Origin of the sequence: Nesterenkonia sp. YGD6 (assembly GCF_022565895.1) — a bacterium.
GTDB lineage: Bacteria > Actinomycetota > Actinomycetes > Actinomycetales > Micrococcaceae > Nesterenkonia.
In genome coordinates, this window is the sequence record NZ_JAJOYY010000002.1 from 140,294 (window position 1) to 155,910 (window position 15,617).

General features: G+C 66.7%; 13 protein-coding genes. 1 reads left to right on the top strand and 12 read right to left on the bottom strand.

Annotation, left to right across the window (positions count from 1 at the left end):
* The first annotated feature begins 3 nt into the window (after window positions 1–3).
* The gene (locus tag LTI14_RS04155; RefSeq protein ID WP_241475890.1) at window positions 4–693 is read left to right on the top strand and encodes an energy-coupling factor ABC transporter ATP-binding protein; all 690 of its coding nucleotides are present in this window, start codon (window positions 4–6) and stop codon (window positions 691–693) included.
* A gap of 1 nt (window position 694) precedes the next feature.
* On the opposite strand, the gene LTI14_RS04160 is transcribed toward LTI14_RS04155, so the two are convergent.
* The 12 genes from LTI14_RS04160 to LTI14_RS04215 form a co-directional block, all read right to left on the bottom strand.
* Window positions 695–2,158 carry a sugar transferase gene (locus LTI14_RS04160; protein WP_241475891.1) on the bottom strand — a complete coding sequence of 488 codons (1,464 nt, stop codon included), beginning with the start codon at window positions 2,156–2,158 and terminating at the stop codon, window positions 695–697.
* Window positions 2,155–3,168 (bottom strand): ATP-grasp fold amidoligase family protein, encoded by a 1,014-nt coding sequence (locus tag LTI14_RS04165; protein WP_241475892.1) that lies wholly within the window; start codon window positions 3,166–3,168, stop codon window positions 2,155–2,157. Before LTI14_RS04165 ends, LTI14_RS04160 begins: the two co-directional genes overlap by 4 nt.
* A gap of 127 nt (window positions 3,169–3,295) precedes the next feature.
* Window positions 3,296–4,192 carry an ATP-grasp fold amidoligase family protein gene (locus tag LTI14_RS04170; RefSeq protein WP_241475893.1) on the bottom strand — a complete coding sequence of 299 codons (897 nt, stop codon included), beginning with the start codon at window positions 4,190–4,192 and terminating at the stop codon, window positions 3,296–3,298.
* Window positions 4,193–4,306: 114 nt separating this feature from the next.
* A complete protein-coding gene (locus tag LTI14_RS04175) occupies window positions 4,307–5,203 on the bottom strand; it encodes an ATP-grasp fold amidoligase family protein (RefSeq protein WP_241475894.1) in 897 nt (298 codons plus the stop codon).
* 5 nt (window positions 5,204–5,208) lie between these two features.
* Window positions 5,209–6,711, bottom strand: a complete 1,503-nt coding sequence (locus LTI14_RS04180) for a hypothetical protein (protein WP_241475895.1) — start codon at window positions 6,709–6,711, stop codon at window positions 5,209–5,211.
* Entirely contained in the window at window positions 6,704–7,660 is a 957-nt protein-coding gene (locus tag LTI14_RS04185) for a glycosyltransferase family A protein (RefSeq protein WP_241475896.1), read from the bottom strand. Before LTI14_RS04185 ends, LTI14_RS04180 begins: the two co-directional genes overlap by 8 nt.
* Complete coding sequence (locus LTI14_RS04190) at window positions 7,660–8,403, bottom strand: WecB/TagA/CpsF family glycosyltransferase (protein ID WP_241464897.1); 744 nt, start codon at window positions 8,401–8,403, stop codon at window positions 7,660–7,662. The genes LTI14_RS04185 and LTI14_RS04190 overlap by 1 nt, the downstream gene beginning before the upstream one ends.
* Window positions 8,404–8,547: 144 nt before the next feature.
* Entirely contained in the window at window positions 8,548–10,122 is a 1,575-nt protein-coding gene (locus tag LTI14_RS04195) for a polysaccharide biosynthesis tyrosine autokinase (RefSeq protein ID WP_241464898.1), read from the bottom strand.
* A gap of 209 nt (window positions 10,123–10,331) precedes the next feature.
* On the bottom strand, window positions 10,332–13,274 hold the full coding sequence (locus tag LTI14_RS04200) for a helix-turn-helix transcriptional regulator (RefSeq protein ID WP_241475897.1): 2,943 nt from the start codon (window positions 13,272–13,274) through the stop codon (window positions 10,332–10,334).
* Window positions 13,275–13,399: 125 nt separating this feature from the next.
* Window positions 13,400–13,732, bottom strand: a complete 333-nt coding sequence (locus LTI14_RS04205) for a metal-sulfur cluster assembly factor (RefSeq protein WP_036476317.1) — start codon at window positions 13,730–13,732, stop codon at window positions 13,400–13,402.
* Between the two features lie 89 nt (window positions 13,733–13,821).
* Entirely contained in the window at window positions 13,822–14,280 is a 459-nt protein-coding gene (gene sufU, locus LTI14_RS04210; RefSeq protein ID WP_241475898.1) for a Fe-S cluster assembly sulfur transfer protein SufU, read from the bottom strand.
* On the bottom strand, window positions 14,280–15,617 hold the full coding sequence (locus LTI14_RS04215; RefSeq protein WP_241475899.1) for a SufS family cysteine desulfurase: 1,338 nt from the start codon (window positions 15,615–15,617) through the stop codon (window positions 14,280–14,282). Before LTI14_RS04215 ends, sufU begins: the two co-directional genes overlap by 1 nt.

A 15,617-nucleotide genomic window follows, 5' to 3' on the forward strand; every position in this document is an offset into this window, starting at 1 on the left:
TTGGTGGACAACCTCTCTAGTGTAACGACGACGCTCGATGCCGTCGCATTCGACGTCGATACGGCCGAGGGCGGGAGACGCCGGATCCTGCATCCACTGACCCTGACTCTGCACGAGCACCGGATCGCCGTGATCGGCGCCAACGGCTCGGGCAAGTCCACGCTGCTGCGTCTGATCGCCGGTCTGGTGGCGCCCTCGCAGGGATCCCTCCAGCTCAGGCCTGCTGGCGTGCGCTCCGGCTTCATCTTCGCCAACCCGCAGGCTCAGCTGATCATGCCGGTGGTCGGCGAGGACATCGCGTTCTCGCTGCGCCGCAGCATCAGATCGGCCGCAGGGCGGCGTGAGCGCAGTCGTGAGATCTTGGACACCATGGGGCTCGGGGACCGTGAGGATTCGAGCATCTATGACCTCTCCTCCGGAGAGCGGCAGAAGGTCGCCCTCGCCGGAGTCCTGGCTGCCGAGCCGGAGCTGGTCCTGGCCGATGAGCCCACCACCCTGCTGGATCTGCGCAGCACCGTGGAGTTCACCGAGCTGCTGATGGGTCTCGACGCGCCGATGATCGTGGCCACCCATGACCTCGAGCTCGCGGCGCGAGCCGAACGGGTGCTGGTCTTCGAAGCGGGCCGGCTCATCGCCGACGACGTGCCCGCCCCGGCGATCGCCCGCTACCGCGAGATCGCCGGCGCACTCTGAGTCAGTAGGCCCCGGCCCCGCCGAAGACCGCCCGCGCGGTGCGCAGCACGATCTGAATGTCTCCCAGCAGCGTCCAGTTCTCAACGTAGTAGAGGTCCAGCCTCACGCTCTCCTCCCAGGAGAGGTCCGAGCGACCGGCCACCTGCCACAGCCCGGTGATCCCGGGCTTGACCAGCAGCCGCCGGTGCGTGTGGTCGTCGTAGGCCTCCACCTCACGGGGCAGCGGCGGGCGCGGCCCCACCACTGACATCTCCCCGCGCAGCACGTTGTAGAACTGCGGCAGCTCATCCAGGCTCAGCCGGCGCAGCACTGCACCGATCCGGGTGACCCGAGGATCCCTGCGCATCTTGAAGAGCACCCCGTTGCCTTCCGAACGCTCCTCCAGCAGCGAGAGATGTTCTTCGGCGTCGACCACCATGGAGCGGAACTTGAGCATCGAGAACCGTGAGTGATTGATCCCGACGCGCTCCTGCCGGAAGAGCACCGGTCCTGGGCTGTCCAGCCGGACCCAGAGCGCGATGGTGATCAGCAGCGGGGCAAGCATCAGCAGCGCCAGCGCGGAGAAGACGACGTCGAAGGTGCGCTTGGTCAGCCGCGCCGTCCCGGTCAGTCGTGGGTAGGCCACGTGCAGCAGGGGGACTCCTGCGACCATGTTGGAAGTGATCCGCGAGCCGGCAGTCTCTGTGATGGAGGGCACCACGACGAGGTTCACATCCAGCGCGTCCAGCGCCCACCCCAGCTCCCGTACCCCCTGGGCGGAGAACAGGTCCGTCTCCGTCAGCAGCACCAGATCAGCGGCGCTGCGGGTGACGACGTCCACGATCTGCGCGACGACGCGCTCCCGGGTCTCGACGTCAGCAACGGTGTGATCGCCCTGGACCTCGTGGATCGCCGTGACGGTGGTGCCGGTGACCGTCTTGGATCCCCGCACTGCCGAGACGACATGACGGACCTTTCGAGGATTTCCCACCACCACGGCACGATGGGTCCACTTTCCTCGACGCCACTGGGCGTGGAGCATCCGGCGCCATAGCCAACGAGCCATCAGCACGGCGATCGTCCCGATCGGCAGCGACCAGATGAGGTGTTCGCGGGCGACGGCCAGGTCGAGAGCGACCAGCGCGGTGAACAACAGACCGAAGCTCGTGAGCGTGGCGACCAGCACTCTCCGGTATTCCGTGACATCAGCCCCGATATGCCGCCAATCCCGGGACCGGCTCACGCTGAGCGCGGCGATCCAGAGCACACCGAGCACAGCGGTGGTGACCACCGGCGCTTCGGGCAGCGCCAACAGGTGGACCACGGTCAGGACACCGGCGATGACCGTGAGATCCGTCACCACCAGCCGCCTGGCGTAGCCTCGCTGCCAGCGGCGCGCCGAGGCGGGGCCCGCCGGTGAGCCCATCCAATCGAGTCTCGGCTCCGCGCTGGCGATGTTCACCGCAGAAGAGGGCTGGCTGGTCATGGAACAGCCCCCTCTTTCTCTGCCGGGACGGGAAGGCGGCCGGGAACGACAAGGTCGGCAGGATCGGTGGCACTGTGGAAGATGACGGTGTGGTGCAGATCGACCGTGCCAGCTGACGAGACCGCATTGGCCGCGTTGATGATGCGCGGCAGCTCTGCCGGGTACTCCTTGACGGTGTCGAATCCAGCCCACCAGGCGCCGAGCTGGAGATCCACCGCGTCCGGGTTGAAGGGATCCATTCCGCCGGAGGGGTAGGGAGTGAGCTCGCCGAACCACACTTCGCCATCAAGGTTGTAGAGGTCCACACGCATGAAGTCATAACCAGCACCGAGAGTCTCCGCAGCGCGGACCATCTCGCCGAAGTTCTTCGGTGGCGGAACAGCCGCACCGATTGGAGCCTCGTTGGTCATGTCGAGCGGTTCCCACTCGCGGTTGTAGAACACCTCCGTGAAGTCGTCGGTGAAACGTCCGACGTCGGTGTGCAGTATCTTCAGCTGCCCGTGAAAGACGTAGAACTTGTAGTCGATCAGTGGCGCACCGTCACCGATGCGCGGTTCGATGATCAGCTCCCGCCGCGCCTGTCCGTAGGCCCACTCCCCCACCGCGATCCGGTCATACGGGCGCAGCCATCCCTTGGTCACCCGGCGCAGGTCCGCCAGGGTCGTGCTGCGATCCCCGAAGTACACGGCCTTGCATTGATGGTTCGGCTTGATCACCCAGTGGTCAGGCAGCGTCGAGAGATCGAGCTCGTTCAGATCGGTGCCGTGCCACAGCGTCTCTGGCACGTTGATCCAGGGTGCTCGCTCGGCGGCGCAGTCCTTCATCGAACGCTTGTCGCAGGTCCATGCGATCTCCGGACTGCGGTCCTGAAGCATCCGCCGGGTCAGGAACTCGGTGAACCGCGAAGGTTTCTTGAAGTTTCCCCAGCGTCCGAATCGGCGGCGATACATGATCTGCCGCAGTATCGGATCTGGGACGGGGGTCAGCAGTCGCCGGACTGAGGGGTGCATGGTGATTACCTTTCAAGGGGAGCGGCCTGTCAGGCAGGCATCGAGGAGCGTGTGAGGACCATGGGCGCAGCTGTCGTCGGTTCCGGTCGTTCTCGGCTGCGGCTGCCGGCCGGGGCGGTCTGCGTGATCATGAGAGAGATGGCGCCTCCTCGGTCAGGCCTCGCAGCTCTTCCGGGTACTCCTTGAGGGTGTCGAATCCAGCCCACCAGGCGCCCAGCTGCAGATCCACCGACTCCGGAGTGAAGAGATCCATCCCGCCGGAGGGGTAGGGGGTCAGCTCCCCGAACCAAAGCTCCCCTTCAAGGTTGTAGAGGTCCACGCGCATGAAGTCGTAGCCAGCACCGAGCGTCTCCGCCGCGCGCATCATGTCCTCGAAGTTCTTCGGGCGGGAAGCGACCGCCCCTCGTGGGAGTTCACAGGTGATGTCCAGGGGCTCCCAGTCGCGGTCGTAGAACACCTCCTCGAAGGGACCCGAGAAACTGTCCAGGTCGGTGTGCAGGATCCGCGCTCGCCCATGAAAGACGAAGATCTTGAAGTCTGTGAGCGGGAGGCCGTCGCCGATCCTGGGCTCGATGATGAGCTCACGCCGCGCCTGTCCGTAGGCCCACTCCCCCACCGCGATCCGGTCATAGGGAAGCAGCCATCCCTTGGTCACCCGGCGCAGGTCCGCCAGGGTCGTGCTGCGATCCCCCATATAGACGGCTTTGCTTCGATGGTTCGGCTTGATCACCCAGTGATCGGGCAGCGTCGAGAGATCGAGCTCGTTCAGATCAGTGCCGTGCCACAGCGTCTCTGGCACGTTGATCCACGGTGCTCGCTCGGCGGCGTACTCCTTCATCGCACGCTTGTCGCAGGTCCAGGCGATCTCCGGACTGCGGTCCTTAAGCATCCGCTGGGTCAGGAACTCGGTGAACCGCGAAGGTTTCTTGAAGTTCCCCCACCGTCCGAACTTGCGGCGATACATGATCTGCCGCAGTAACGGATCAGGGATGGGGGTCAGCAGTCGCCGGACTGAGGGGTGCATGGTGATTGCCTTTCTGGGGAGCGGCCTGCACGGCAGGCATCGGTGCTGGTGCAGGGTCGGTGAGTGGTGGACAGATTCATCTGACGCAGATGCCTGCCGGGGTGGTCTGGGTGATCATGGGAGAGATGGCGCCTCCTCGGTCAGGCCTCGCAGCTCTTCCGGGTACTCCTTGACGGTGTCGAATCCAGCCCACCAGGCGCCCAGCTGCAGATCCACCGACTCCGGAGTGAAGAGATCCATTCCGCCGGAGGGGTAGGGGGTCAGCTCCCCGAACCACACTTCGCCGTCGATGGTGGACAGATCCACGCGCATGAAGTCGTAGCCAGCACCGAGCGTCTCCGCCGCACGCACCATCTCGTCGAACTTCTCCGGCCGTGGCTCTACAGCTCCCCGAGGTCCGCCATTGGTGATGTCCAGGGGCTCCCAGTCGCGGTTGTAGAACACCTCCGCGAAATTGTTCCTGAAGCGTCCCAAGTCGGTGTGCAGGATCTGGAAGCGGCCGTGGAAGACGAAGATGTTGAGTTCCCTCAGCGGAGCTCCGTCCCCGATCCTCGGCTCGATGATGAGCTCACGCCGCGCCTGTCCGTAGGCCCACTCCCCCACCGCGATCCGGTCATACGGGCGCAGCCATCCCTTGGTCACCCGGCGCAGGTCCGCCAGGGTCGTGCTGCGATCCCCCATATAGACGGCTTTGCTTCGATGGTTCGGCTTGATCACCCAGTGATCGGGCAGCGTCGAGAGATCGAGCTCGTTCAGATCAGTGCCGTGCCACAGCGTCTCTGGCACGTTGATCCACGGTGCTCGCTCGGCGGCGTACTCCTTCATCGCACGCTTGTCGCAGGTCCAGGCGATCTCCGGACTGCGGTCCTTAAGCATCCGCTGGGTCAGGAACTCGGTGAACCGCGAAGGTTTCTTGAAGTTCCCCCACCGTCCGAACCTGCGGCGGTACATGATCTGCCGCAGAACGGGATCAGGGATGGGGGTCAGCAGCCTGCGCAAGGAGGAGTGCATGGTCATTACCTCTCTAGGGGAGCTGCCTGCACGGCAGGCATCGGTGCTGGTGCAGGGTCGGTGGCTGGTCGGGCAGCGGGTGCTTCCGTGCGCGGGTGGCGGACAAGCCTGGAGGCCATGAGAAGTCCCGGGATGACCTGGGCGAGAGTCACTCCCAGGGCCATCGAGACTCCCGGAGCTGCGGGGCCCAGCCCCAGCTGTATCCCGAACAAGGTGCCCGGCACGACCAGGATGAGCAGCACCAGTGACATCGCCGCCTGGCGCCAGAATCCACGGCGGTCGGTGAAGAGATTGGTCTGGGTCAGATGTGCGGCCTGCGCGACGAGGGCCGCTCCGAGACCGAGGACGACGCCCCAGGAAGGTACGAGAGCGCCGCCGGTGACGAGACCTGCCACGGGCCGGGCGAAGATGATGAAGCCCAGAGCAGCGCAGGCGCCGAGCCCGGTGAGCAACAGATTCGCTCGTCGCCAGAGCTGTGGACTCGGGTCCACGGCGAAGCGCGGCCAGAGCACCGTCGCGGCCATATAGAGGACCGAGTAGATCGGCATGTAGAGCTGCAGGGCGATGGCGTATTCGCTCAGGTCCAGGGCTGTGGCTGCACTGGCCAGGACCAGCCTGCCGTGCTGCTCGGAGAGGACCATCCCGGCGGTGGCCAGCAGCACTGGGAGCCCGCCAAGCAGGATGAGTTTGATCGACGTCCCCTCGGCGATCTCCTCACGGCGCTCGTCGTGTCCAGCAGGCACGGGGCAGCCGTCCACGGGGTTCTCGTTCGCGGATCGCTCCGGTATGAGGATCGTACGGATGCCGATGCGCGGGTGCAGGAAGGCGAGGTAGCCGCAGACGCCGAGGAAGCCGAGCGTGCTCAGCGGCAGCCCGAGCGCCAGCCAGGCGACGGGCACTCCCAGCTGTCCGAGGGCGTAGACGACCAGCACGTTTCCGACCGAGGGGAGCAGACCGAGCAGGACGAGAACATCCGAACGGTCTCGACCCACCAGCACTCGCTCCGCGATCCCCAGCGGAAGGCTCAGGAAGAAGACCCCCAATACCAGACTCATGACCAGGTCGACCTGTGGGGCGAGTGTTTCAGGAACTTCAAAGACTCTGGACCAGAATCCATACACCCCGCTCAGCGCCGCGGCCGTGGCACCGAGAAGTCCCACCGCGAGCAGCAGCAGGGCGGTGCGTCTGATGAGGGTGCGGACCTCCTCTGCGGCCCGTGCCGAACCATCAACCCGGGCCACCGCTCGAGCCACGGCCGCTCCCATGCCGAGATCGGCGAACGGGAGAGCAAGCTGCAGCTGGGCGACCAGGGTGATGAATCCGAACGCAAGCACCCCGGCATAGTGCACGGTGAGTCCCGCCGTGGTCAGTGCACAGAGCGCGCTGATCGGCAGCACGGCGATGCGCAGACCAGCGGTCCGCGCAAACATCGCGGTCCAGCTTCGGTGCGGCCCCGGTCTCGGCGGCCCCGGGTTCACCGATGCGGCGTGTACTGTCTCTTCAGTCATGCCCACCGACCTGCAGCATCCCGGACATGGCGACCACGACGGCCGCCGCATGTGGGCGAGCCCGCAGGCACTTCGCCAGCTGTCGGACACCCTGGTTCCAGGCTCCGGAGGCGAAGGCGTCCCGCGCCACCACCGAGGCCTGGAAGTCGGCGCGGGAGCGTTCCGAGATCTCGGTGCCTATCGAGTCGAGCCAGCGTGAGCTGGCCTGCCAGTCCGCGCTGCGCGAGATGGAGCCGACGCTGGCCTGGTGCACTCGCACCAGCACCTCGGGCAGCATCGTCAGCGTCTTGCCGGCCGCTTCGAGCCTTGCGAGCCAGTCCCAGTCCTGGTGCCGGGTCAGCTCGTCGTTCCAGGGGACCTCCAGCGCGGTGGACCTGCTGCACAGCAGCGAGGAGGTCTGCATGAAGGTTCGCCGCAGCCGCAGCGTGGAGCGGTCGAGGATGTAGTCCACCACCGCCTCCGCGTCCTCGCCCTCTGCCTGGTAGAGCCGCTCGGGGACCACTCGACTCGACGATCCCACGAGCAGCGAGCGCGAGCTCACCACGGTGTTGTCGTCCACCACCGCCATCTGCAGGGCGGCCTTCTCAGAGACCCACTCGTCGTCGTCGTCGAGGAAGGCCACATGCGTCGTGCTGGCGCTGCGCACTCCGAGGTTGCGGGCACCGGCTCCCCCGAGCCCTCCTGGGGTGAGGACCATGATGTGCGGCAGCCCGGTGAGCAGCTTCTCGACGCTGGCGGCGTTCTCGGGCCGGTCGAGGACCACCAGGACTGTGGTGTCCCAGGTCTGGCGCAGCACCGACCGGACGGCCCGCTTGAGCGAGCGGCGCCCTACGGTAGGGATGATCGCGGTCAAGGACCGGGCGTGCTGAGGTTCGGTGTACTCGTAGAGCTCAGCGGTGAACGGCCCGCGCCTCGCGGCGTCGATCCGGGAGGGGGTGTCGATGCTCATCACGCCCTCCACATCAGCAGGGCGGCGAGCTTCATGGGTTCCAGGAGATAGCGTCCGGCGAGTCGACGCGGGTCTGTGGCCAGTCGCCACGCCCACTCCAGGCCCATCGCTCCGAGCCGGCGTGGGGCGAGCGACTGGGTGCCTCCCAGCTGGTCCAGTGCGCCTCCCACCGTGGCGATCACCGGGACGTCCACGCGCGAGGCCAGCTCATCGGCGATGCGCTCCTGCAGCGGCATGCCCATGCCGATCAGCAGAACCTGCGGATCGTGATCCCGAATGCTGGCGGCTACCTCTTCGATGTTCTCCGCTCGCCACGGGTCACCGGGAATGGCCTGCCAGTCCACCTCGCCGTCCAGTGAGCTCAGATGCTTCAGCACTGCGTCGCTGGCGGCCGGCGTGCCGCCGAGCAGAGACACGCGATGGATGCCCTCCAGGTCCGCCAGGCCCTCCACCCAGTCGGTGGATCCGATGCGGTGCTCGGTGCGAAGCGGCACCCGGAGCCCGAGCCGCATCAGGGCCAGCAGCGGCATGCCGTCGACGACGACGGCCCCAGCCCGGTCATAGAAGTCGCGGAACTCCGGCAGGCTGTACCAGAGATAGACGGAGTGAAGATTGTGGCCGGCGACGAGCATCCGACGGTGTTCGCGGGCGGCGTCGCGGATATGGTCCAGAAGTTCTTCTCTGCGCAGCGGAGTGACATCGACGTTGAGCAGCGGAACATTCAGGGACGGGATGACAGTCATCAGAGATCTCCTCGTGGATGAATCGATGGTGCATGTGACGGTGCGCTGATGCGGTGCTGTATCACCTGTCTGGAGCGCAGGAGCAGGGCTCACCGCCGGGAAGGCGGTGGCGGGATCTGGGGTCGGAGAAGCCATGAACGCAGATCACGTCCTGTCCTGCGGGAGGGTGAAGATGTGCGCACTGCCCGGGGCAGCCTCGGAGAGCGCCAGCGTGCCGTCGGGGAGCCGACGACGCCGCGCCGAGGAGAGCCCGGAGGCCCGGGCGCTCAGGCCCTGTCCGGAGTCGCCGGGATCTCCGTCACGTCCACGTCCGCCACCGCGACGTCGCCGGCGTGACCCAGGGGGTCGACGGTCCTGGAGGCTGTCAGGTCCACGCGGGGGAACACCGGTGAACACCACTCCGACGAGTCGGGCGCGGGCTCGGGTCAGCAGTTCGAGCCCGGCGCTCAGCTGCGCCCGCGAGACCTCTCCGTAGCGGGCCACCACGATGACGCCGGTCGTGATCTGGGCAAGCAGAGCGGCAGCGGACTGGCTCAGCAGCGCAGGAGTATCGATGATGGTGACGTCGTAGGTCTCGGCGCAGCCTTCAAGCAGGGTGGCCATGGCATCGAGGGCGCAGGCCTCCAGGCCGTGGTCCGCTCCCCGGCCGGCGGGCAGGATGTCGAGACCCGGTTCCGCATCGGTGATGATCACATCTTCGAAATAGGCGCTCCCGGACAGCACCTCGTTCAGTCCAGCAGGGGTGAGGTCGGTCAGCTGGCCCCCGCCCGAGGTGCTGGTGCGAAACCAGTGCACGATGTCGGGGTTCGCGAAATCCGCTCCGATCAGCAGGGTGCGGCGGCCACCTTCCACCAGGGATCGGGCCAGGTTCACCGCAACGGTGGTGCGACCCTCCCCCTCCACCGAACTGGTGATCACATAGGAGCTCGGTGAGTCGAGGTACTTGCCGAACATCAGCCGCATGCGCATCTCCCGGAAGGACGCCACCGCCTCCACGGACCTCGGGTCGGTTCGATCCCCCTGAGTCGTCACCGTCGGCGCGCCCCTGGTGACGCCCAGCAGCGGCGCGGCTGTGAGGTCCTTGAGGTCGCGGGGAGTGCGCACCGACGTGTCGCGGGCTTCGCGCAGGAAGGCCAGTCCGAGACCGAGGAGGATCCCGACCGCTAGGCCTGTTCCCAGGACGAGCTCCAGCCGCGGTCCCTGTGGATGGGCAGACGCCACGGCGTCCTGCACCACTGAAAGTTCGACGAGGACTGCACCGTCTGAGCCAGGATCCTCGCCTGGACCTTCGATCTCGTTCACCAGGGTCTGCAGGCTGGTCACCGTGGAGTTGGCGATGTCTGCCGCTGCCTGAGCCTCGTCTGCGGTCGCGGTGATCTCCAGCAGCGAGGTGCCGCGGGGCACCTCTGCGTCGATGCTCTCGGCGAGCTGTGAGCTCGACATCGGCAGTCGCAGATCCTCGACCACGGGATCCAGCACCGCCGGGGTCGTGACCAGGTCTGCGTAGCTCTTGACCCGTTGTCCCACAACGGTGCTGCCCCGCTGGAGCTCCTCGAGACTCTCACCGGTCGCGGCAGAGACATAGATCTTGGTCGTGGACTCGTAGGTGACCGGCTGCAAGACGTAGATGGCGGCCGCGAAGAGCACGGCGATCACCGGAGTGAGCAGAATCGACGCCCAACGACGGCGGCAGATGCGCACAAAATTGTGCAAGGCCATAAGTGACAACTTCCCGGTGCAAGGTCAGTGGTCACCGTGCAGACGCCCCTGGAACGGAGGGGCGCCTGTACGGTGCGTTGACCACGCTAGGCCGGGAGGTGGGTCCTGCGTCACAGTGATGGGCGAACCCCCGCAGGGACTACGGGGGAACCCCCGTGATTCCCCGTGGTGAGATCTTCAACCAGGTCAGGGGGGGGCGTCGAACCGGCTCAGGCGCTGCGCAGGCCGCTTTCGGCCTCATCCTGGAGCATCCGACGCAGGGCGTGGCGAGATTCCAGCGCGAGCTTCCCCAGGGCGTTCGCCACGTGGTACTCCACGGTGCGCACCGAGAGGACGAGCTCCTCGGCCACGTCCTTGTTTGACAGGCCTTGACCCACCATCAGGGCGATCTCCCGTTCACGGTTTGTCAGCCCGGTCAGCGCAAACCGGGCCTTGGAACTGAGCCCCTCGGGCAGATCGATCATCCGGGCGCGCTCAGTGGTCCCCGCGACTCCCGCCGGCTTGCGCAGCGTCTGGAAGACCTCATCGGCCTGATGGAAGAGTTGATCCGCGCCGCATCCCTGGAACATAGAACCGGCCCAGAGCACCCATTCCGACGTCTGCTCGACCTTTTCCTGCAGAGAATCCCTGCCGAGCGCCACACAGTGCCCGAGGTCCAGTGCGAGGAGACCGCGGTAGATGCTGAGCGCACCGCCATCACCGGGCACATGAGTCGATTTCAGCGCAGGAATCGCCGAGATCGTGGACATCGCGGCACTGAGGTGTTCATAGGCTGTCGCGTGCTTGCCGGCCCCCAAGGCTGCCAGTCCGCGCAGATGCCGCAGCACATACTCGCGCTGAGCTGTGGAGGAGTGCTCGTCTGCACGGATCGTGCTGATCAGCGCCGGCAGCGCCTGTGCCCTGCCGCTGTGGAACAGTGACCTTCCCAGCAGCACCGCCGGAGTGAGTGCGCGGGACCAGATGTTGAGCTCCGCCTGCAGCCCGAGAACGCTGCTGACCACTCGCTCGTGGTCCTGGGCCGATGTGGCCCCCCAGGCCTCGACGAACCCTCGTCCCGCGCGGCCGAGACTGGTGTCGGTCATTCGGCGGACATGCGCGCGCAGGTCGAAGGGCCAGTTCTGCGCCGCGCGCTGCCCGCGCGCTGCCGGCACGAGGTGAGCAGCGTTGAAGGCCACCGGTGCGACATTTTCTTCACTGATGTCCAGCACCTCGGCTGCGGCCGATTCCGCAAAGTCCTGCGCCTCGGACCACAGCCCGGCCTCGAAGAGCAGGTAGGTGATGTGTATCTCGGCCTGAGCCAGCGCGCGACGATTGCGGCCGGGCCAGTTCTCGATCGCGGCGATCAGGTCGGCATACGCCTCAGTGAGACGACCTGCGGTGCGCAGCAGCGCGCCTCGCGCCACCAGCAGCACCATCTGCGCGGATTCCGTGCCAGGAACACGTCTGACCTCATCGAGAAGCGTCTCGACCTCCCGGGAGAACGACTCGGGCTGGGCGGCGTCCATGTCTTCGAGCAGCCGCCAGAGCTGCAGACTGACCCTCAGCCCGCGGGTCTCGGCCAGGAGCTGTTCGGGCGTCGCCATCCGGGTGCGCACGGCCGGATCGTCGGCTTCCAGCTTCGCTTCGAGCAGCTGCAGCACCTCGACGGTGCGCTCAGCCACCTGGAAGAGGTGCCAGTAGGATCCGCGAAGGCCAGCGGTGCGCGACGCGGTCAGGACCGTGTCGGCATAGCACAGGAGCGCCTGGGGAGATGCCTCGGCCAGCCCTTCGCCGCCGGCCAGGAAGCCCAGTGTGCTCTCCAGATCGCCACGGATCAGGCTCTCGCGCGCGAGGATCCCGCGTCGCAGCACCGGGTGGACGTTGTCATGACTGTGCGCCCAGCTGATCGTCGAGTCGATGTCGACCCTGGTGCCTGCGCGCATCGCGGCGAAGGAGAGCACCTCCAGCGTGGCGCCGGATCGGTCCACCTCGAAGGCGAGCCGGCTCAGCTCAAGAGTCTCGGCATTGTCGCCGGCGCGGCTGGCGGCGCGCGCGGCATCGGTGAGGGCCGCGACGATCGCGGGGCGATCTCCCACCGAGGGATCCAGCAGCGCGGCTTCGGCCTGGTGCCGGGACGCAGAGGTGCCCGCGTGGACGCGGGCAAGGCGCATGTGCAGGTCCACGCGCTGTTCGCGCGGAAGATCGACGACCAGGCACTGCTGGAAGATTCTGTGCTGCAGGCAGAATCGGCCGGACTTCGCCGACTCCTGGACGAGGCTGGAATTGCGGAGCGCCTCGACGTCGACGGATGCGACACCGAGCAGTTCCCGAATCTCGTGGTCCGCGAGCGGATAGCGGGACAGGGCCAGCAGCGCCAGCACCTGCTGCACATCGGCAGGAGCCTCCTCGAAGATCTGCCGGATGCGGAGCCGCTGAGACTCCGCAGGACCCGCGCCCCGGCCAAGTCCCTCCAGCGCACGGTCCAGCGCCGCGGCGGTGATCGCCTCCTCCGGGGCGGTGAGCGTGTCGATGACATAGCTCACAAACGACGGAAAACCGCCGGTGGCGTCATGGACCCGCGCCGCAACATTGGCGCTGATCGGGAGACCCGTCTCCCGCTGGAGCAGCTCACGGACCTCTGCTCGACTGAAGGGCTCCAGCTCGATGCGCAGCGCCTCACCGGCTGTCGCGGTGTAGCGCTCCAGAGGCAGCAGGTCGGGACGCGTGGTGGGGCGGCTGGTCACCAGCGAGAGCATCGGGACGTCCTCGACCTCACGGATCGTCTGGTAGATGACGGCCGCAGAGAGCGAGTCCATCCACTGCAGGTCCTCGATGACCAGCGCGACGGGTTCGCGGATCCCATCTGTCTGCTCCTGGACCAGCGCCGCGAGTCCCTCGCCGTCGGTGGGCGCGCGGGAGCGCTGCGGCTTGTGGAGCAGGCGCACAGCGGCATACCCCGGCGTCGCCCGATCGGCGACGTCGAGGTATACATTCGCTCGCGACCAACCCGAGAGTCGGGCCACGGCCTCATTGAGCAAGGACGTCTTGCCTATACCTGGAGGGCCTTCGATCAGAATGAATCGCGGGTCGGAGGAGGAATGAACGGCCTCCGCCGCCGCCGCGATGAGTTCCAGCTCTGATTCCCGGCCCAGAAACCTGTTCAATCGTGACATATAAGCTCCCTTGCACAGGCGGCATCCTGCCTGCTTCAGGGTACAGACATGGATGCCACCTGCTTCGGTCCAGCCTATGTCACGCTTCTTCCCAGGAAAAGACCTGGCAAGGCTTTAGTTCAAATCTATATGTTAAAACCGAGGGCGCGCATCTGCTCGCGACCATCGTCGGTGATCTTCTCGGGGCCCCACGGCGGCATCCAGACCCAGTTGAGCCGCCATTCGTCGACCAGGGAGCCGACGTGCTGTCCGACCTGCTCCTCCAGAACATCGGTGAGCGGGCAGGCTGCGGTGGTCAACGTCATGTCGATGAGCAGTGCACCGTCCTCGGCGTAGTGCAGGCCGTAGAGCAGACCGAGGTCCACGATGTTGATTCCGAGCTCGGGGTCGATGACGTCCTTGAGGGCTTCCTCGACATCTTCAAGCGGCGTCTGGGCCGCGGTGACAGCGTCACTCATGGCGCTCTCCTTTCCTTCGACGTTCTTGCGCGTACGTGCGGTGGTCTATGTTCGATCATCTGCTGGTTCCAACGTTGCAAGTCAAGGGTCTATGCCCTGCCGCGGGCCTGGACCAGTGCGTCGCGCAGCGCCATCCATCCCAGCAGAGCACACTTGATCCGTGCAGGATAGCGTGCCACACCGGTGAAGGCCGAGGCGTCCTCCAGCGCCTCCAGGCGCGTGGGATCCAGCTCCCTGCCGCGCGCTGCCATCAGCTCACGGAAGTATCCACCGAGCTCCTCGGCACGGGTGACCGGCTGCGAGATCACGAGCTCGTGCATGACCGAGAGCGAGGCCTGGGAGATCGAGCAGCCCTGGCCGGTCCAGCCGAGGGCCTGGATCGTCTTCCCCGCCGGGTCAAGCTGCACCCGGAGGGTGACCTGATCTCCGCAGGTGGGATTGATCTGGAAGGATTCCCCGCCGTATTCGGTGAGCTCACCCTCACCCTGCCGCACCCGGGCGTGGTCGAGGATGACCTGTTGATAGAGCTGCTCCATCGCATCGGCCATCAGTGACCTCCCGCTGCGGAGTCGAGGCTTCCCGTGGCCGAGGGCGTCGCGAAGAACCTGCGGACCTCGTGCAGCCCGTCGATGAATGCCTCGATGTCCGCGGAGGTGGTGTAGACCCCTGCCGAGGCCCGAGCGGAGGCGTGGACGCCGAGTCGTCGGTGGATCGGCTGCGCGCAGTGGTGACCCACACGCACGGCCACCCCGGCGTTGTCGAGCACCTGGCCGACGTCGTGCGGGTGCACCGAGTCCACCTCGAAGGCCACGACGGCGAGCCGGTCGGTCGCGTCCTGCGGTCCCAGCACCCGGACCCCGGGCACCGAGGCGATGCCGTCAAGCAGCTGCCGGGTCATCTGTTTCTCATGTTCTGCGACCTGATCCATGCCCAGCTCGCGCAGGTAATCGACCGCGGCACGGAACCCGACGACCTGAGCCACCATCTGTGTGCCGGCCTCGAAGCGCTGCGGCGGAGGCATGAAGCTGGTGGAGTCCATGGTCACGACTTCGACCATCGAGCCTCCGGTGAGGAAGGGCGGCAGGTCGTTGAGCAGCTCGCGCTTGCCGTAGAGGGCGCCGACGCCGGTGGGACCCACCATCTTGTGCGCGGAGAAGGCGGCGAAGTCGACGTCGAGCGCGTGCAGGTCCACCGGCATGTGCGCCGCGGTCTGACAGGCGTCGAGCACCACATAGGCGCCGACGGCTCGCGCGCGCGCCACCAGGGCGTCCACATCGGTGATCGCCCCGGTCACATTCGAGGCGTGGGTGATGGCCAGCACCCGGGTCCGCTCCCCGATCACCGGGAAGGTCTCCGGGTCCAGGCGTCCTTCGGCCGTGACGCCGATCCAGCGCAGGGTGGCCCCGGTCTTGTGCGCCAGCTGCTGCCAGGGCACCAGGTTCGCATGGTGCTCCGCCTCGGTCACCACGATCTCGTCGCCGGGGGTGAGCGCATAGCGTTGGCGCGCCTCGGATGCCACCACCTCGGCGGCCGGGCTGCCGGGAGCGGCTGCGCCGGCGAGACTGGCGTTGAGGAACCCGTAGGCCACCAGGTTCAGCGCCTCGGTGGCGTTCTTGGTCCAGACGATCTCATCCTCATCGGCGCCGACGAACTCCGCCACCACGGCGCGGGAGGCCTCGTAGGCCTCGGTGGCCTCCTCGGCGATCTGGTGTGCTCCGCGGTGCACCGCGGCGTTGGTCTGCGCGTAGAACGCAGACTCGGCGTCGATGACCTGCTGCGGCTTCTGCGCGGTGGCCCCGGAGTCCAGGTACACCAGCGGCTTCCCGCCGCGGACCGTGCGGGTCAGCAGCGGGAAGTCAGCCCTGATGGTGTCTGGATTCAGCAT

Coding starts and splice junctions, on each gene's coding strand:
- LTI14_RS04160 (WP_241475891.1), bottom strand. CDS start 2,158: ATGACCAGCCAGCCCTCTTCTGCGGTGAACATCGCCAGCGCGGAGCCG.
- LTI14_RS04165 (WP_241475892.1), bottom strand. CDS start 3,168: ATGCACCCCTCAGTCCGGCGACTGCTGACCCCCGTCCCAGATCCGATA.
- LTI14_RS04170 (WP_241475893.1), bottom strand. CDS start 4,192: ATGCACCCCTCAGTCCGGCGACTGCTGACCCCCATCCCTGATCCGTTA.
- LTI14_RS04175 (WP_241475894.1), bottom strand. CDS start 5,203: ATGCACTCCTCCTTGCGCAGGCTGCTGACCCCCATCCCTGATCCCGTT.
- LTI14_RS04180 (WP_241475895.1), bottom strand. CDS start 6,711: ATGACTGAAGAGACAGTACACGCCGCATCGGTGAACCCGGGGCCGCCG.
- LTI14_RS04185 (WP_241475896.1), bottom strand. CDS start 7,660: ATGAGCATCGACACCCCCTCCCGGATCGACGCCGCGAGGCGCGGGCCG.
- LTI14_RS04190 (WP_241464897.1), bottom strand. CDS start 8,403: ATGACTGTCATCCCGTCCCTGAATGTTCCGCTGCTCAACGTCGATGTC.
- LTI14_RS04195 (WP_241464898.1), bottom strand. CDS start 10,122: ATGGCCTTGCACAATTTTGTGCGCATCTGCCGCCGTCGTTGGGCGTCG.
- LTI14_RS04200 (WP_241475897.1), bottom strand. CDS start 13,274: ATGTCACGATTGAACAGGTTTCTGGGCCGGGAATCAGAGCTGGAACTC.
- LTI14_RS04205 (WP_036476317.1), bottom strand. CDS start 13,732: ATGAGTGACGCTGTCACCGCGGCCCAGACGCCGCTTGAAGATGTCGAG.
- sufU (WP_241475898.1), bottom strand. CDS start 14,280: ATGGCCGATGCGATGGAGCAGCTCTATCAACAGGTCATCCTCGACCAC.
- LTI14_RS04215 (WP_241475899.1), bottom strand. CDS start 15,617: ATGCTGAATCCAGACACCATCAGGGCTGACTTCCCGCTGCTGACCCGC.